The organism is Streptomyces sp. YKOK-I1, assembly GCF_054660435.1.
This window is the reverse complement of sequence record NZ_BAAGDR010000001.1, coordinates 2,691,679-2,708,419: the sequence shown is the minus strand read 5'-3', so window position 1 is coordinate 2,708,419 and position 16,741 is coordinate 2,691,679. Positions and strand designations below refer to the sequence as shown.

Annotated in this window: 18 protein-coding genes; 8 read left to right on the top strand and 10 right to left on the bottom strand. The window is 72.9% G+C overall.

Going from position 1 to position 16,741, the window contains the following annotated elements:
- Position 1: 1 nt before the first annotated feature.
- The 4 genes from ACYQ8Q_RS11600 to ACYQ8Q_RS11585 form a co-directional block, all read right to left on the bottom strand.
- Positions 2-406: an ectoine synthase gene (locus tag ACYQ8Q_RS11600; RefSeq protein WP_460064232.1), complete on the bottom strand. Its 405-nt coding sequence runs from the start codon at positions 404-406 to the stop codon at positions 2-4.
- A 16-nt stretch (positions 407-422) separates the two neighbouring features.
- Complete coding sequence (ectB, locus tag ACYQ8Q_RS11595) at positions 423-1,694, bottom strand: diaminobutyrate--2-oxoglutarate transaminase (protein WP_460064230.1); 1,272 nt, start codon at positions 1,692-1,694, stop codon at positions 423-425.
- A gap of 43 nt (positions 1,695-1,737) precedes the next feature.
- Positions 1,738-2,250 carry a diaminobutyrate acetyltransferase gene (gene ectA / locus ACYQ8Q_RS11590; RefSeq protein WP_460064228.1) on the bottom strand — a complete coding sequence of 171 codons (513 nt, stop codon included), beginning with the start codon at positions 2,248-2,250 and terminating at the stop codon, positions 1,738-1,740.
- Between the two features lie 219 nt (positions 2,251-2,469).
- Positions 2,470-2,997: a DinB family protein gene (locus tag ACYQ8Q_RS11585; RefSeq protein ID WP_460064226.1), complete on the bottom strand. Its 528-nt coding sequence runs from the start codon at positions 2,995-2,997 to the stop codon at positions 2,470-2,472.
- 80 nt (positions 2,998-3,077) lie between these two features.
- Here ACYQ8Q_RS11585 and ACYQ8Q_RS11580 point away from each other — a divergent pair, with 80 nt between their 5' ends.
- Complete coding sequence (locus tag ACYQ8Q_RS11580) at positions 3,078-3,464, top strand: nuclear transport factor 2 family protein (protein ID WP_460064224.1); 387 nt, start codon at positions 3,078-3,080, stop codon at positions 3,462-3,464.
- A 21-nt stretch (positions 3,465-3,485) separates the two neighbouring features.
- On the opposite strand, the gene ACYQ8Q_RS11575 is transcribed toward ACYQ8Q_RS11580, so the two are convergent.
- The gene (locus tag ACYQ8Q_RS11575; protein WP_460064222.1) at positions 3,486-4,586 is read right to left on the bottom strand and encodes a pyridoxal-phosphate-dependent aminotransferase family protein; all 1,101 of its coding nucleotides are present in this window, start codon (positions 4,584-4,586) and stop codon (positions 3,486-3,488) included.
- A 174-nt stretch (positions 4,587-4,760) separates the two neighbouring features.
- Here ACYQ8Q_RS11575 and ACYQ8Q_RS11570 point away from each other — a divergent pair, with 174 nt between their 5' ends.
- The 6 genes from ACYQ8Q_RS11570 (at position 4,761) to ACYQ8Q_RS11545 (ending at position 10,062) form a co-directional block, all read left to right on the top strand.
- Positions 4,761-5,636, top strand: coding sequence for a transporter substrate-binding domain-containing protein (locus ACYQ8Q_RS11570; protein WP_460064221.1), 876 nt, complete (start codon positions 4,761-4,763; stop codon positions 5,634-5,636).
- Positions 5,633-6,466, top strand: a complete 834-nt coding sequence (locus tag ACYQ8Q_RS11565) for an amino acid ABC transporter permease (RefSeq protein WP_460073265.1) — start codon at positions 5,633-5,635, stop codon at positions 6,464-6,466. The genes ACYQ8Q_RS11570 and ACYQ8Q_RS11565 overlap by 4 nt, the downstream gene beginning before the upstream one ends.
- On the top strand, positions 6,463-7,233 hold the full coding sequence (locus tag ACYQ8Q_RS11560; protein WP_460064219.1) for an amino acid ABC transporter ATP-binding protein: 771 nt from the start codon (positions 6,463-6,465) through the stop codon (positions 7,231-7,233). The genes ACYQ8Q_RS11565 and ACYQ8Q_RS11560 overlap by 4 nt, the downstream gene beginning before the upstream one ends.
- A gap of 40 nt (positions 7,234-7,273) precedes the next feature.
- Positions 7,274-7,912 carry a hypothetical protein gene (locus ACYQ8Q_RS11555; RefSeq protein ID WP_460064217.1) on the top strand — a complete coding sequence of 213 codons (639 nt, stop codon included), beginning with the start codon at positions 7,274-7,276 and terminating at the stop codon, positions 7,910-7,912.
- A gap of 5 nt (positions 7,913-7,917) precedes the next feature.
- Positions 7,918-9,012, top strand: a complete 1,095-nt coding sequence (locus ACYQ8Q_RS11550) for an amidohydrolase family protein (protein ID WP_460064216.1) — start codon at positions 7,918-7,920, stop codon at positions 9,010-9,012.
- A 138-nt stretch (positions 9,013-9,150) separates the two neighbouring features.
- Positions 9,151-10,062, top strand: a complete 912-nt coding sequence (locus ACYQ8Q_RS11545) for an SCO1860 family LAETG-anchored protein (RefSeq protein WP_460064215.1) — start codon at positions 9,151-9,153, stop codon at positions 10,060-10,062.
- A gap of 52 nt (positions 10,063-10,114) precedes the next feature.
- On the opposite strand, the gene cobC is transcribed toward ACYQ8Q_RS11545, so the two are convergent.
- The 5 genes from cobC to cobM are packed head-to-tail and all read right to left on the bottom strand — an operon-like array spanning position 10,115 to position 15,889.
- Positions 10,115-11,176 carry an Rv2231c family pyridoxal phosphate-dependent protein CobC gene (gene cobC / locus ACYQ8Q_RS11540; RefSeq protein WP_460064213.1) on the bottom strand — a complete coding sequence of 354 codons (1,062 nt, stop codon included), beginning with the start codon at positions 11,174-11,176 and terminating at the stop codon, positions 10,115-10,117.
- Positions 11,166-12,101, bottom strand: a complete 936-nt coding sequence (locus ACYQ8Q_RS11535; protein WP_460064211.1) for a sirohydrochlorin chelatase — start codon at positions 12,099-12,101, stop codon at positions 11,166-11,168. The genes cobC and ACYQ8Q_RS11535 overlap by 11 nt, the downstream gene beginning before the upstream one ends.
- Before the next feature lie 58 nt (positions 12,102-12,159).
- Positions 12,160-13,842 (bottom strand): precorrin-3B C(17)-methyltransferase, encoded by a 1,683-nt coding sequence (gene cobJ / locus ACYQ8Q_RS11530; protein ID WP_460064210.1) that lies wholly within the window; start codon positions 13,840-13,842, stop codon positions 12,160-12,162.
- Entirely contained in the window at positions 13,839-15,074 is a 1,236-nt protein-coding gene (gene cbiE, locus ACYQ8Q_RS11525; RefSeq protein WP_460064209.1) for a precorrin-6y C5,15-methyltransferase (decarboxylating) subunit CbiE, read from the bottom strand. Before cbiE ends, cobJ begins: the two co-directional genes overlap by 4 nt.
- The gene (gene cobM, locus ACYQ8Q_RS11520; protein ID WP_460064208.1) at positions 15,071-15,889 is read right to left on the bottom strand and encodes a precorrin-4 C(11)-methyltransferase; all 819 of its coding nucleotides are present in this window, start codon (positions 15,887-15,889) and stop codon (positions 15,071-15,073) included. The genes cbiE and cobM overlap by 4 nt, the downstream gene beginning before the upstream one ends.
- Before the next feature lie 121 nt (positions 15,890-16,010).
- Between cobM and ACYQ8Q_RS11515 the strand changes: the two genes are divergently transcribed.
- Positions 16,011-16,739, top strand: coding sequence for a ZIP family metal transporter (locus ACYQ8Q_RS11515; protein ID WP_460064206.1), 729 nt, complete (start codon positions 16,011-16,013; stop codon positions 16,737-16,739).
- The last annotated feature ends 2 nt before the right edge of the window (positions 16,740-16,741 follow it).

Here is a 16,741-nt window from a genome sequence, read left to right as displayed (position 1 = left end):
CTCACACCTCCTCGGGCTCGGTGAGCAGGGGGTAGACGCCGTTCTCGTCGTGGTCCTCCCGGCCTGTCACGGGCGGGTTGAACACACAGAGACAGCGGAAGTCCTCCAGGACGCGCAGCGTGTGCCGCTCATGGCCGTCCAGGAGGTACATGGTTCCGGGAGTGATCGCGTACGTCCTCCCGGTCTCGTGGTCGGTGAGCTCGGTGGCGCCCTCCACACAGACCACGGCCTCGATGTGGTTCGCGTACCGCATCGACGTCTCGGTGCCGGCGTACAGAATCGTTTCGTGCAGGGAGAACCCCACACGCTCCCGGGCCAGCACGATCCGTTTGCTCTCCCAGGTGCCGGACGCGGCCCGCACATGCCGGTCGGTGTTCTCGATGTCCTTGAACGAACGGACGATCATCGTGCCCCTCTCCCTGTCAGACGGTCTCGCGGACGGCCCGGGCGAGGACGCTGAGCCCCTCGTCCAGTTCCTCCGGGGTGATGGTCAGGGCCGGCAGCAGCTTGACGACCTCGCTCTCCGGGCCGGAGGTCTCGATCAGCAGCCCCAGCTCGAAGGCGCGCCGGGCGACCCGCGAGGCCCGTTCCCTCTCGTGGAACTCCAGCCCCCACACGAGACCGCGCCCCCGGTACTCCTTCACATCGGCGAGGTTCTCCTCGGTGATCGAGATCAGCCCCTCCTCCACCTGCTCGCCGCGCGCCCGGGTCTGTTTCTCCATCACGGACCCGTCGGTCCAGTACGCCTCCAGCGCGGCCGTCGCGGTGACGAACGCCGGGTTGTTGCCGCGGAAGGTGCCGTTGTGCTCGCCCGGCTCCCACACGTCCAGCTCCGGCCGGAACAGGCACAGCGACATGGGCAGCCCGTACCCGCTGATGGACTTCGACACGGTGACGACGTCGGGCGTGATCCCGGCCTCCTCGAAGGAGAAGAACGCGCCGGTGCGCCCGCACCCCATCTGGATGTCGTCGACGATCAGCAGCATGTCCCGCCGCTCGCACAACTCCTTGAGGGCGCGCAGCCATGCGGGCCGGGCCACGTTGATCCCGCCCTCGCCCTGCACGGTCTCCACGATCACCGCGGCCGGCTTGTTGAGCCCGGACCCCTGGTCCTCCAGGAGCCGCTCGAACCACAGGAAGTCCGGCACGGTCCCCTCGAAGTAGTTGTCGAAGGGCATCGGCGTGCCGTGCACCAGCGGAATCCCGGCCCCGGCCCGCTTGAAGGCGTTCCCGGTGACGGCCAGCGACCCGAGCGACATGCCGTGGAAGGCGTTGGTGAACGACACGATCGCCTCGCGCCCCTTCACCTTGCGCGCCAGTTTCAGCGCGGACTCCACGGCGTTGGTGCCGGTCGGCCCCGGGAACATCACCTTGTACGGCAGGTCGCGCGGCCGCAGCACCGACTCCCGGAAGGTCTCCAGGAACGTCCGTTTGGCGACGGTCGACATGTCGAGCGCGTGGGTGATCCCGTCCCGTGCCAGGTAGTCGATCAACGCCCGTTTCAGCACGGGGTTGTTGTGGCCGTAGTTGAGGGATCCGGCGCCGGCGAAGAAGTCCAGGTACCGGTGGCCGTCCTCGTCGTACAGGAGGCTGCCCCGCGCACGGTCGAAGACGGCGGGCCAGCCGCGGCAGTAGCTGCGCACCTCGGACTCGAGGGTCTCGAACACGCTGAGGTCGGGCTGGGTGATGGTCACGACGAATCGCTCCTCGGTGTGGGGGGAGGGGAGGTGAGGGGGGTCAGCGGGGGTGGGCGAGGGGGCCGATGCGGTACAGCACCTCGGGATCGTGCGGTCCGTCCGGGAACAGCCCGGTGCCGAACAGCACCTCGCGGCGGACCTCGGCGCCGTGCCGGGCGGCGTACGAGGTGAACAGCCGCTCGGAGGCGGTGTTGCCCGGGGTGACGGTGGTCTCGACGGCCGTGATCGGGCGCTCGGCGGCGAGCCGCGCCGTCAGCCCGTCCAGCAGGGCGGCGGCGAGACCGCGGCCCCGGTACGCGGCGTCCACGGCCACCTGCCAGACCAGCAGGGTGCCGGGGTCCGCCGGCCGTACGTACCCGGTGACGAACCCGACCGGTTCCCCGCCCTCCGCACGCACCACCGCCGAGGTGCCGGCGAAGTCGCGGCACCACAGCAGATAGCTGTAGGACGAGTTCAGATCCAGGCTTCCCGATTCCTTGGCAATACGCCAGAGTGCGGCGCCGTCGGCCACGGACGGACGGTCGATGAGAAGGTCTGCTGGTGCGGAAGTCATGCGGAAGGAACCTACCCAGGCGAATTCGATAACGCATGGAGAGGCCGTGGGGATTCCGTGACGCAGGTGAGACGTGGTGAGGTTATGCGGCTTTTCTGCTACCTCAAAAGCCGCATAATGCCCCGCCTGTGCAATGCGTCACGCCCGTGCAAGGGGTGGGGAATCTGCCGGGTTTAGTGGCGGGAAAACCGGGCAGAAGAACTCGGGAATTCCCTGGATTCAGAATCCGGTAACCCCGTCGATATGTTCCCGGAGAATGTCGGCGTGGCCGTTGTGCCGGGCGTACTCCTCGACGAGATGAATGAGCACCCACCGCAGACTGACCACCGCTCCGGCCATCGGCCCGTCGGTGATCCGCCCGGTCTCCTCCGGCGACCGCCCGGCGATCAGCTCACGCCCGCGCGCGACCTCCCGCCGCCACACCGCCAGCACCTCCTCCAGCCCCCGCGCCGGGTTCAGGGCGTACCCGGTCTCCTCCTCGAAGACCACCGGCACGTCCAGCCCGGCGAACACCCGCTGGAACCAGTTCCGCTCCACCTCGGCGAGGTGCTGCACCAGCCCCAGCAGCGTCAACTCCGACGGCGCCGCCGAAGCCAGCCGCACCTGCCGGTCGTCGAGCCCCGCGCACTTCACCTCCAGCGTGGCCCGGTGGAAGTCCAACCAGCTCTCCAGCGTGGGGAGTTCATCAGCGGCCAACAAGGGAACAGGCCGGCCGTCGGGAAGCCTCTGGGGCGCGTCGGTGGTCATGCGCCGAGCATGGCACGCGGGACGCCGCGCCGCGGTAACCCGGTTGCGACGGGGCCGGTCGGCCGGGTGAAGATGCCCGTATGAGCCAGGAGGCGGACGAGGTCCGCGAAGCGATCGCAGGCGAACTGCGTCTGATGGATCCCACGGTGCGCGCGTCGCCCTCGCTCGCCCGGCAGCTGTTCGACCCGGACTTCGTGGAGGTCGGCGCTTCGGGGCGGCGATGGACGTACGAGGAGATGCTCGCCGAGCTGCCCGGGATGGCCGGTGCCACGGGGAGCGGCATGCGCTACGAGCCCTCGCGGTTCACCGGTGTCCTGCTGGCCCCCGGGCTGGTGCACGTCACCTACGAGACCGTGCTGGACGGGAGGCGGGCACGGCGGAGTTCCCTCTGGCGCAAGCAGGGTGCGGCCGCACCGTGGCGGATGTACTACCACCAGGCCACACCCGTCCCGCCCGACGGCGTGTGATCCCCGGGAGGGGAGGCCCGGCTACGCCCAGACCTCCTCCACCGCCCGCAGCGCCCCCGTCACGTCCACGTCCAGCCCCGCCTCGGCCAGCGCCTGGCCCAGGCCCACCAGGCTCCCCCGTACCGCGCTCGGCGTCGCGTCCACCCCGTAGTGGTTCACCCGGATCATCTCTTTGGCGAGCGCACCCCCGCCCGCCGCCAGCGGCAGTGCGGGGTCCGTCGCCAGCGCCCGTCCCACCAGCTCCGACGCCACCAGCCCCGCGGGGACCCGCAGGGTCGTGGCCACCGGCGCCGCCTCCGCCGCCCGGTGGACGTAGGGCTCCAGGCCCCCGCCCAGCGCCACCGCCCCCGCACGCGTGGCCGCCGCGGCCGTCGCGTGGCGGCGCATCACGGTCTCCAGCCCCTGCGCCTCGATCCGCTCCGCGCATGCCTCCAGCGCCAGCATCTCCAGCTGCGCCGGCGCGTGCGGCAGCGCCGCGCGTCCGCCGTCGATCCACCGCGCCTTCCAGTCCAGCAGCGAGAGGTACGACCGCCGGGGCGCCCGCGGATTCGCCGCCATCCGCGCCCACGCCCGCTCACTGACCGACACCGCCGACACACCCGCCGGTCCGCCCATGGCCTTCTGCGCGCCGATCACACACAGGTCCACGCCCCACGCGTCCGGCAGCACCGGCTCGGCCCCCACGGAGGCCACGGCGTCCAGGTAGAAGAGCGCCCCCCGCTCCTTCACCACCTCGCCGATCTCCGCGACCGGGTTGGTGTTGCCGGTCGCCGCCTCCGCGTGCACCAGCGACACGAAGTCGATCTCCGGGTGCTCGGCGAACGCCTCCCGGATCCGCGCCGCCGTCACCGCCGTGTGGAACGGCACCGCCAGATCGATCACCGTGGCGCCGCAGTCCCGCAGCCAGTCCCCGAAGGTCTGCCCGTACGGACCGGTGATCACGTTCAGCGCCACGGTGCCCGGCCCCGCGGTCCCCCGGATCGCCCCCTCCAGCGGCAGCAGCGCCTCCCCCTGCATGATCACGACGTCCTGCTCGGTGCGCAGCAGGCGCGCCACCCGGTCCTCGATCGACGCGAAACGGGCGGCGCTCAGCGGGGACAGGTCCAGGAACGGGTGCGTCACAGGGGTGCTCTCTTCTCACTCACGGGGTAGAGGTCACGAGAGTAACCGCCACCCCACCACGACCCCCGACCGGTGACTTCTTAGGTCGGACCGCCCTGCAACCATCGGTTTAATTTGAGAGACCCAAACATCTCCTTATAATCGGAACCCATAGTTCCCTCACAGGAGGTCCCCGTGAACACCGTCCCCGGCCGCCGGGCCCGCACCCTGCCCCGCGTCCTGGCCGCCCTCACCGCGACGGCCGGTCTGGTGCTCGTCTCCGCCTGCACCTCCAGCGACAGCGGCTCGAGCGGCTCCAAGACCGCCGCCGGCGGGGTCGAGCTGGTCAAGGCCGGACAGCTCACCACCTGCACCCACCTCCCGTACCCGCCGTTCCAGTCGGAGATCGACGGCAAGGTGCAGGGCTTCGACGTCTCGCTGATCGACCTGGTCGCCAAGGACCTCGGAGTGAAGCAGCAGATCCTCGACACGCCGTTCGAGAACTTCAAGACGGGCGCCTTCCTGAACGCGGGCGAGTGCGACCTGGCCGCGGCCGGCATGACCATCACCGCGGAGCGCAAGAAGAACGTCGACTTCTCCGACCCCTACTTCGACGCCACCCAGGCCGTCCTGGTCGACAAGAACGCCGGGGTGAACTCCCTCGCCGACGTGAAGTCCGAGAACGTCAAGCTGGGCGCCCAGGCGCAGACCACCGGCGAGGACTACGCCAAGAACCAGGGCTTCGACCCGGTCTCCTTCGAGTCCTCCGACGCCGTCCTCAACGGACTGCGCACCGGCCAGGTCAAGGCCGTCATCATCGACTACCCGGTGGTCCAGGGCTGGCTGAAGGACAAGGCCAACGCCGACGCCTTCAAGGTCGTCGACAACCTCAACACCGGCGAGCAGTACGGCTTCACGGTGAAGAAGGGCAACACCGAGCTCCTCGCCGCCATCAACAAGGCGCTCGCCGACGCCAAGGCGGACGGCACGTACAAGAAGCTCTACGAGCAGTGGATCGGCCCCTACGACGCCTCGGCCGCTTCACCGTCCGCGTCGCCGTCCGCGTCATGACCGCCGCGGACGTACCGCTGAAGCCGAAGAAGATGGGCCTGACCCGGCGCCAGAAGCGCAGACTGTCCCGGGGCGCGCAGTACGTCGTCTTCGTCGCCGCCGTGATCGCCTTCGCGGTCTCGGCGGACTGGGGCCGGCTGAAGAACCAGTTCGCCCAGGGGGACATCGCACAACAGATGTTCCCGGACGTCATCACCCTGGCCCTGAAGAACACCGTGCTCTACACGGTGTCCGGCTTCGCCGTCGGACTGGCGCTCGGCATGCTGATCGCGCTGATGCGGCTGTCCTCCGTCGGCCCCTACCGCTGGCTGGCCGGGATCTACATCGAGATCTTCCGCGGGCTGCCCGCCCTGCTGATCTTCATCTTCATCGGCGTGGCCGTCCCGCTGGCCTTCCCCGGCACCGAGATCGTCGGCGGGACGTACGGCAAGGTGGCCCTCGCCCTCGGCCTGGTCGCCGCCGCCTACATGGCGGAGACCATCCGCGCCGGCATCCAGGCCGTCCCCAAGGGGCAGATGGAGGCCGCCCGTTCGCTGGGCTTCTCACCCGCCCGCGCCATGATCTCGATCATCGTCCCCCAGGCCTTCCGGATCATCCTGCCGCCCCTCACCAACGAACTCGTCCTGCTCTTCAAGGACTCCTCGCTGGTGCTGTTCCTCGGCGTCACCCTGGAGGAGCGCGAACTGTCCAAGTACGGCCGCGACCTCGCCAGCACCACCGCCAACTCCACCCCCATCCTGGTCGCCGGCCTGTGCTACCTGCTGGTGACCATCCCCCTCGGCCTCGTCGTACGCCGTATGGAGGGCAAGGCCCAGGAGGCCGTCAGATGACCCGGCCCGAGATCGAAGTCCGCGGCCTGCACAAGTCCTTCGGTGACAACCAGGTGCTGCGCGGCATCGACCTGGAGATCGGCCAGGGCGAGGTCGTCTGTGTCATCGGCCCCTCCGGCTCGGGCAAGTCGACCCTGCTGAGATGTGTGAACCTGCTGGAGGAGCCGACGAAGGGCCAGGTCTTCGTCGGCGGCACCGAGGTCACCGACCCGGACGTCGACATCGACGCCGTACGCCGCCGTATCGGCATGGTCTTCCAGCAGTTCAACCTCTTCCCGCACCTGACCGTGACCGAGAACCTCACCCTGCCGCAGCGCCGGGTGCTCCGCCGCGACAGGGCGAGCGCCGCCCGGACCGCCGCGGAGAACCTAAAGCGCGTCGGCCTCGCGGAGAAGGCGGACGCCTACCCCTCCTCCCTCTCCGGCGGCCAGCAGCAGCGCGTCGCGATCGCCCGCGCCCTCGCCATGGGCCCCGAGGTCATGCTGTTCGACGAGCCGACCTCGGCGCTCGACCCCGAACTGGTCGGGGACGTCCTCGCGGTCATGCGCCGGCTCGCCCGCGAGGGCATGACGATGATGGTGGTCACCCATGAGATGACCTTCGCCCGCGAGGTCGCCGACCGGGTCGTGTTCATGGACGGCGGAGTGGTCGTCGAGGACGGCACCCCCGCCCAGGTCATCGGCAACCCGCAGAACGAGCGCACACGTCACTTCCTCTCCCGGCTGCTCGACCCGGCGATGGCGGAGGTGGAGGAGGAGAAGTCCTGACCGGGGCCGGTTGTCGGTGCTCTGTGACAGGCTGCGGAGCATGACCGAGACCACCTCTCTCGCGTGGGACGAGACCGTCGCCGTGTTCGAGCGCCGGGGCCTGCCCGAGTCGTCGTACGAGAACCTCTACGACGAGACCTACGACCTGCGCCCCGGCCCCCTCGTGATCCGGGGCGCGCTCGACCTGGACGCCGAGGACTGGACGCAGGACACGGGCGTCGTCGTCGACGGCGATCTGACCGTCGAGGGCGCCCTCCTCAATGTGGACGACGGCTGCCCGGCGCTGATCGTCCTCGGCGACCTCAAGGCGGCCGACGTCTACCTCGAAGGGGACGTGAAGCTGCTGGTGCTCGGCTCGGTCACGGTGGAGGGCGCGTTCATCGGGAACATGACCGAGAAGCTGGTGATGATCCAGGGCGATCTGAAGGCCGCCGTGACCGTGCTGTCCAGCGAGTTCGCGCCCGACCTGATAGGCGGCACCCTGCACGGCCCGGTCCTCGCGCCCGCCTACCTCGACCTCGCCCAGGACGTCGACCCGGCCGCCCTCCTGGTCCCCGAGGTGCTCCGCGCCGACGGCGGCGACGACTCCGACGACCTGCGCTGCTTCGACGCCCCGCGGGTGCACGGAGGCCGGCTGCTGGCCCGTATCGAGGAGGGACTGCCCGTCGTCCTAGGCTGACGCCCATGAGCGATCACGCGGTGCTGCACGTGAAGGGCAGGGTCCTGGCCGGACCCGACGACGTCCGCGACGAACTGTGGGTCGTCGCCGGCCGGATCTCCTACGACCGTCCGGCCGGCGCCCGCGACGTACGGACCGTCCAGGGCTGGGCCCTGCCCGGGCTGGTCGACGCCCACTGCCATGTGGGCCTCGGACCCGAGGGCCCGGTCGGGCCCGACGTCGCCGAGAAGCAGGCGGTGACCGACCGGGAGGCCGGCACCCTGCTGATCCGCGACGCCGGCTCGCCCTCCGACACCCGCTGGGTCGACGACCGCGCCGACCTCCCGAAGATCATCAGGGCCGGCCGGCACATCGCCCGGACCCGCCGCTACATCCGGGGCTACGCCCACGAGATCGAGCCCGAGGACCTCGTCGCGTACGTCGCCCGAGAGGCCCGGCGCGGCGACGGCTGGGTCAAGCTGGTCGGCGACTGGATCGACCGCGAGGCGGGCGACCTGGCCCCCAGCTGGCCCCGGGAGGCGGCCGAGGCGGCCATCGCGGAGGCCCACCGGCTGGGCGCCCGGGTCACCGCGCACTGCTTCGCCGAGAACTCCCTGCGCGACCTCGTCGAGTCGGGCATCGACTGCGTCGAGCACGCGACGGGCCTCACCGAGGAGCTGATTCCGCTCTTCGTCGAGCACGGCGTCGCGATCGTCCCGACCCTCGTCAACATCGCGACCTTCCCCCGGCTCGCCGCGGGCGGCGAGAGCAGGTTCCCGCGCTGGTCGGCCCATATGCGCCGGCTGCACGAGCGCCGCTACGACACCGTGCGCTCCGCCCACGACGCCGGTATCCCGGTCTTCGTCGGCACGGACGCCGGCGGCACCCTTCCGCACGGTCTGGTGGCCGCCGAGGTGGCGGAGCTGGTGACCGGGGCCGGCCTTGCGCCCCTGACGGCGCTCGCCGCGACCACCTGGGAAGCCCGCCGCTGGCTCGGCCGCCCCGGCCTCGACGAGGGCGCCCCGGCCGACCTCGTCGTCTACGACGCCGACCCGCGCGCCGACGTCCGGGTGCTCGCGGATCCTCGCCGGGTGGTGGTGAACGGCAGGGTCGTGGGCTGACCCCTTGGTGCCGCACGAGTCGAAGACGTGTGCGGCACACTCACGTTGGAGTGAACTCCCGTCAGCTCACTGACCGTTCACCCTTCGTACGTAATTCTTGCGGGGTCCCGAAGCACGTCTCTTCCGGGGGTCCCACCCATGAGCACCCTGTCCTTCCGCATGCCCGCACGCCGTATCGCCGTCGTCGCGGCGGCCGGCGCCCTGGCCGCCGGCCCCACCGCCCTCGCCGGCGCGGGCCCGGCACACGCCACCGGCACCGAGGGGAGCGCGAGCGCCACCGTCCTGCGCACCGGCCTCGACGTGGCCCTGGTGAACAGATCCGTGGAGATGCCGCTCGCCGTCTCCCTCAACGAGGTGCGGGCACCACAGAGCGCCGAACAGACCGAGAAGCAGACCGCGCTGACAGCCCGGCTGGACGGCGTCGACGGCGGGGACACCTTCAGCGTCCTGCGCGCCGACGTCGCCGAGGCGAAGGCCGCCGTCGACGGCACCAAGGCCGAGGCCTCCACCCGGCTCGCCCGTGCCCGGCTGCACGTCCCCGGTCTGCCCCTGCTCTCCCTGATCGAGCTCGACGCGGTCACCTCCACGGCGACCTGCGAGGCGGGGAGAACCCCGGTCGCCACCTCCCGCCTCCCCGGCTCGGTGACGGTCCTCGGCAAGAAGGTCGCGGTGAGCGCCGGCGGCCCCACGGACGTGCGGGTGCCCGGCGTGGGCGAGGTCCGGCTCGCGTGGTCCCAGCGCGAGACCACCTCCCGCACGGCCGCCGCGACCGCCCTGCGGCTCACCGTCTCCGTCGACCCGCTGAAGCTGAACGTCGCCGAGGTCACCGGAACCCTGACCCTGGCCGAGGCGCGCTGCGCGACCCCGCCCGCGGTCGAGCGGGCGGCCGGGCCGAGCCCCGAGACCGACATCAAGCCGCAGAGCGCGCCCGCCGGGGCGGACCTCGCCAGCACCGGCGGCAGCCCGCTCACGCCGTACCTCGCGGGCGGGGCGGTGGCACTGCTGGCAGCGGGCGGGGGAGCGGTGGCCCTGGCCCGCCGCCGCGGCTAGGGCAAGGCCGTCCCGTACGCCCCGGTGGCCGGGGCGGAGGCCGGTGCCGCGGTCAGTGGTCGGCCAGGGTCATCGCCCGGTCCAGGGCCTGGAGGAAGGAGTTGACCGTGGGCCGGTCCCGGACCGCGAGCCGCAGCCACTCCTCGTCGAGCCCGGGGAAGGTGTCCCCGCGCCGGACCGCGAACCCCAGGTCCCGCAGATGCCGGCGCACCGTCGCCGCCCCCGGCAGCCGGACCAGGACGAAGGGGCCCTCGGCCGGTCCGGCGACCCGCACCCCGTCGGAGGCGAACTCCTCCAGTCCTGCGACGAGATGGGCCCGGTCCGTGGCGACCCGGTCCGCGGCCTGCGCCGCCTCCGCCAGCGCCCGGGGGGAGACGCACGCCTCGGCCGCGGCCAGCGCCGGCGTGGACACCGGCCACAGCGGCTGGGCGCGCTCCAGCGCGGCGATCGTCTCCGGGTCGGCCAGCACGTATCCGATCCGCAGTCCGGCCAGCCCCCAGGTCTTGGTGAGGCTGCGCAGCACCACGAGACCGGGCACGTCCGTGCGCCCGGCGAGGGCCTCGCGCTCGCCGGGCACGGCGTCCATGAACGCCTCGTCGACCACCAGCGTCCGCCCCGTCCGGGCCAGCCGCGCGAGCGTCTCCGCACGATGCAGCACCGAGGTGGGGTTCGTGGGATTGCCGATCACCACCAGGTCGGCGTCCTCCGGCACCGCCGCCGGATCCAGCCGGAAACCGTCCCCGGCCCGCAGCACCACCCGGTCCACGCTGTGCCCGGCGTCCCGCAGCGCCGCCTCGGGCTCGGTGAACTGCGGGTGCACCACGACCGGCCGACGCACCTTCAGCGCCCGCGCCAGCAGCACGAACGCCTCCGCCGCGCCCGCCGTCAACAGCACCCGCTCCACCGGCAGCCCGTGCCGCGCCGCCACCGCCGCCCGCGCGGCCCGCCCGTCCGGGTAGGCCGCGAGGCCGGTCAGCGAGGCGGCGATGCGCTCGCGCAGCCAGCGCGGGGGCGTGTCCGCGCGGACGTTCACCGCGAGGTCGACCAGCGCGGAGCCGTCGTCGCGCACCTCGGCGTCCCCGTGGTGCCGCAGATCGTGCCCGTCAGTGCGCATGGGCGTGTCCGCCGTGATGGTGGTGCCCGTGGTGTCCGTGATGGTCGCCGTCGTCGTCGGGATGGAAGTGCGGCTGCTGCGCCAGGCCCACCTTGTCCTCGAACCCGGGCAGCGCGATCCGGTACACGCACGAGTCGCAGTTCATCCGCAGATCGCCCTTGAGCGCCTCCTCGTACCGCTCCATCACCAGGTCGAGCAGCTCCGGCTCGGGACCGATGACGTCCGCCGAGCGCACCTCCACCTCCGGGTGCGCGGCCGCCCAGCCCTCGGTCTGCCGGCGCACCCGGTCCGGCAGGATGCCGGTGAACAGGAAGTACGGCAGGACGACGATCCGGCGGGCGCCCAGGCGCACGCACCGGTCCAGGCCGCTCGGCACGTCCGGCGCGGCCAGCGACACGAACGCCGTCTCCACGCCCGCGTATCCGCGTCCCTCCCACAGCAGCCGGGCCGCCTTGTGCACCTCGGCGTTGGCGTCCGGGTCCGTCGACCCGCGCCCGACCAGCAGCACCGTGACGTCGGACCGGTCGTCCGGGGTGCGCCCCGCCGGGCTGCCCAGCGCCTCGTCGAGACGCCGCTCCAGCACGTTCAGCAGCGCGGGGTGCGGGCCCAGCGGACGGCCGTAGGTGTACGAGATCCCCGGGTGCCGTTCCTTCTCGCGGGCCAGCGCGGCCGGGATGTCCCCCTTGGCGTGCCCGGCGGACACCAGCATCAGCGGGACGGCGGCGAACCGGCGCACCCCGCGCTCCACCAGCTCGGTCACGGCCTCGCCCAGTGGGGGAGGAGACAGCTCGATGAATCCGCCCGCGACGGGCAGCTCCGGGTGGCGGCGCCCCAGCTCCCGTACGAAGTCGCGGAACGCCTCGGCTCCGGCCTCGTCCCGGGTGCCGTGGCCGGCGATGAGCAGGGCGGGCGGCGGGGTGGTCACTGTTTCTCCTCGGCGGGAACGGGGTGCTTCGAAAGGGTCTGGGCGGGCAGCGGGCCGGTCACTTGGGCTCCTCCTGCCAGCGGTAGCCGCGGGGCGTCACCATGCGCCCCGCGACGGTCCGGGTCGCGGTGTTGCCCACGGTCACGACGGTCATCATGTCGACCGTCGCCGGGTCGAGTGCGGCCAGGGTCGTCACCCGGGCGGTGCCGTCCGGGCGGGAGGCGTTGCGCACGACCCCGACGGGCGTGCCCGGCTCCCGGTGCTCCGCGAGGATCGCGAGCGCCTTGGGCAGCTGCCAGTCGCGGCCCCGCGAACGCGGGTTGTAGAAGGTGACGACGATGTCCGCCTCGGCAGCCGCCCGCACCCGCCGCTCGATGACCTCCCACGGCGTGTGCAGATCGGACAGGCTGATGGAGACATGGTCGTGGCCGAGCGGCGCGCCGAGCAGCGCGGCCGCGGCGAGCGCCGCGGTCACCCCGGGCACCCCGACCACGTCGATGTCCGCGGAGGCCTCGGCGAGCGCCGGGGAGGCCATGGCGTACACGCCGGCGTCCCCGCTGCCGATCAGCGCGACCGCGTGCCCGCGCCGGGCCTCGGCGACGGCCGTGCGCGCCCGCTCCTCCTCGGCGCCGAGACCCGACTCAAGGATCCGGGTCCCGGGCCGCAGCAGATCGCGGATCTGGTCGACGTACTGGTCGAGCCCGACGAGCACGGAGGCCCGCCGCAGCTCGTCCCGGGCGCGCGGGGTGAGCAGGTCCCGGGCGCCCGGCCCCAGCCCGACCACCGCGAGCCGCCCGCGCCCCGGACGCCGTACGACGGCACAGGTCGCCATCGCGGGGGAGCCGCCCGACTTCCGTTTGGGCACGAGGAGTTCGCCCCCCTCGCGCAGGGCGGCGGCCTCGGCGACGGAAGGGGTGCCGACGGCGGCGAGCGGCGCGTCGGAGGGGTTCGGCACCGCCACGGACGCCAGCTCCCCGGCCGGGTACGTCACCAGGGGCACCCCGAGCCGGGCGGCGGCCGTGACGATCCCCGCTTCCTCCGCCTTGGCGTCGACGGTGGCGAGTGCGGCGACGCTCCGGGGAGACAGTCCCGCGTCCCGCAGGGCCCCCTCGATCACGTCGAGCACCTCCTCGGCCGGCGCCCCCTTGGACGCGCCGACCCCGACGACCAGGGAGGGCGGACGCAGCAGCACCTCATGGGCGGCCGGCTCGACCGCGCGGTCCGTGAGCCGTACGACGTACGTCCCCGCGGAGGCGAACGGCAGCGGTGGCAGCGGCCACGCCACCTCCGTCTCCAGCGCCACCGGTTCCCCGTCCAGCAGGGCCCGGGTCACCGCGGCGACCGCGCCCTCCACGGGCAGCCCGAGGGTGTCCAGGCCGGGCAGGCCGACGGCGTCCGTCGCCGTGGTCACCACTGGCTGGGCGCCGATCAACTCCCCTATTTCCAGGGCGAGTTCATTGGCACCCCCGGCGTGCCCGCCGAGCAGCGGCACGGCGAACCGCCCGCCCTCGTCGACGCAGACCACCCCCGGGTCGGCGGCCTTGTCGCCGAGCAGCGGGGCGACGAGCCGCACCACGGCCCCCGTCGCGAGGAAACACACGAGCTGCTCGCACTCCGCGAACGCCCGCCGGACGGCGTCCCCCACGGGCCCGTCGTACACCCGCGTGCGGTCCGGCCACGCCACGGCCAGCCGGTCCCGCGCCGCCGCCCCCGCCGCGGTGGCGGAAATGAGGCCGATCACTGAGCTACTCCTTCACTGGACACCGGGGCGCGCACACCCCACAGCAGAAAAACGGGATTGGCCGCCGCGAGCCGGGTCACGTCCCCCGGCAGCGGAGCGAGCCGAGAGGACTGGAGCAGGACGCCGTCCACGTCGTACCCGGCGTCCAGCAGCGCGGCCCGCGCCGCCGGCACCCGGTCCAGGGCGGCCAGCGCGACCACCACCGTCCGCCGGGCCCGCCGCGCGCACACCCCCACGATGTCGGCCAGCTCCGCGCCGCCGCCGCCCACGAACACGGCGTCGGGATCGTCGAGGCCGGCCAGCGCCCGAGGCGCCCGGCCGTGCACGGCGTCGACGTAGACACCGTGCGCGAGGGCGTTGGCACGGATCCGCTCCACCCCGTCCGCCGTCCGCTCCACCGCGTCGACGGCCGCGCCGAGCCGGGCGCACTCCACGGCCACCGAGCCCGAGCCGGATCCGACGTCCCACACCAGGTCGCCGGGGCGCGGCCCGAGCCGGGCCAGGGCCAGCGCCCGCACCTCGAACTTGGTGATCATCGAGTCACGGTGCGCGAAGGCGTCCTCGGCCAGCGCCCACCCGCCCGGGCGGACGGCGGGCCCGGCGAGCGTCCGCACGGGAGACAGGACCCGGCTCTCGTCCAGGCTGAGGACGACACTCACCGCCGTACCCCACTCCCGTTGCGCGGCCTCGGCGGCGGGGATCCGCACCACCCGCTCGCCCTCCGGGTCGCCCAGCGCGGAGGCGACCACGAGCGTCCGCCCCGACCGCGCGAGCGCGGCCCCCAGCTCGGCGGGCCCGGCGCCGGGCCCGGTCAGCACGGCTGCCTTCGGATACGCCCGGCACACGTTGACCGCCGTCCGCGGATCCCGTCCGTGCGCGCTGACCACGACCGCGTCGTCCCAGGTCAGCCCCAGCCGGGCGAACGCGGCGGCGACCGACGACACCCCGGGACGCACCATGAGCCGCTCCGGCCCGAACCGCTCGGCGAGCGTCCGCACGATCCCGAAGAACCCCGGATCGCCCGAGGCCAGCACCACCACCGCCCGGTCCTTCGCGTCGTACTCCGCGATCGCCTCCAGGGCCGGCGCGAGCGGACCGAGGACGATCCGCCCGGCCCCCTCGGGCAGCCGTACGGCGTCCAGATGGCGCCGCCCGCCGACGACCAGCTCGGCGCCGGCCAGCTCCGCGGGGCCGGGCGGGGCGCCCGTGCCCGTGCCGATGACCGTGATCATGTACTCGCACCCCGCTCGCGCAGCGCCCGCCGCGCCTGAGGGTCGGCCTTGCGGAAGCCGTGGAAGTGGCCCGGGTGGTACAGGTGCGAACGCGTGCCGTGCGCGTCCAGCGCCGGGCCGACCAGGAAGAGGGTGTGCTTCCAGAGCTTGTGCTCCTTCACCGTCTCCTCCAGCGTGCCGATCGTGCACTTCACGACCAGCTCCTCCGGCCAGGTCGCCTGGTACGCGACCACGACCGGCGTGTCCGTCGGGTAGCCGCCCTCCAGCAGCTCCCGCACCAGCTGCCCGCTGCGGGCGGCCGACAGGAACACCGCCATGGTGGTGCCGTGCCGGGCGAACTCCCGCACCTCCTCACCCGGCGGCATCGGCGTCTTGCCGCCGCCCAGCCGGGTGAGCACCACGGACTGCGCCACCTCGGGGATCGTCAGCTCACGCCGGGCGAGCGCGGCGACGGCGGAGAACGACGACACCCCCGGCACGATCTCCGTCTCGATCCCGAGCGCCTCGCACCGGTCGAGCTGCTCCTGCGTACCGCCCCACAGGGCCGGGTCCCCGGAGTGGATCCTGGCCACCCTCAGCCCCTCCCGCAGCGCCCGCTCGTATACGGCCACCACGTCCTCCAGGGACATCGTCGCCGAGTCGAGGATCTCCGCGCCCTCCCGCGCATGGTCCAGGACCTCCGCCTGCACCAGGCTCGCGGCCCAGATCACGACGTCCGCCTCGGCGATGGCGCGCGCGGCGCGGAACGTCAGCAGATCGGCGGCGCCGGGGCCGGCACCGACGAAGGTCACCTTGCCGGCAGGGGCATCGGCCATGGTTTCGGGTCCTCTCATAAGGGTTCGTTGCGGGGCGCAACGGGTGCACGACGGGTCGTGCGGCGGGTCAGGGACGTGGCCGGATGTGCGCGGCCGGGGGCTGATCGGATACGAAGGGCCCATGGCGGTCTTCGTCGCGCTCGGCGCGTTCCTCATGACGCTGGCCGGCGGCTGGACGGCACAACGTGTCACCGACCGCCGCCACCTCGTCCTCGGCCTGGCCGGCGGCCTCATGCTGGGCGTCGTCGGCCTGGACCTGCTGCCGGAGGCCCTGGACGCGGCCGGCACCGAGGTCTTCGGCGTCCCGGCGGCGCTCCTGCTGTTCGTGGCGGGCTTCCTGCTGGCCCATCTGGTGGAACGCCTGCTCGCGGTACGCCAGGCCGCGCACGGCGCCGACGAGCACGACGGCCGGGTCCCCGAGGTGGGCCTGACGGCCGCCGCGGCGATGGTCGGCCACAGCGCCATGGACGGTGTGGCGATCGGCGCGGCCTTCCAGGTCGGCGGCGGCATGGGCCTGGCGGTGGCCGTGGCGGTGATCGCCCACGACTTCGCCGACGGCTTCAACACGTACACGATCACGAGCCTGTACGGGAACGCCCGCCGACGGGCCCAGTTCATGCTGCTCGCGGACGCGGCGGCCCCCGTGGCCGGCGCGGCGGCGGCGACCGTCGTCACCGTCCCGGAGCAACTGCTCGGCGGCTATCTCGGCCTCTTCGGCGGCGCGCTGCTCTACCTCGCGGCCGCCGAGATCCTCCCCGAGGCCCATCACGAACACCCCGCCCGCTCGACCGTGCTGTGCACGATCGCGGGCGCGGCCTTCATCTGGCTGGTGGTGGGCCTGGCGGCCTGAGC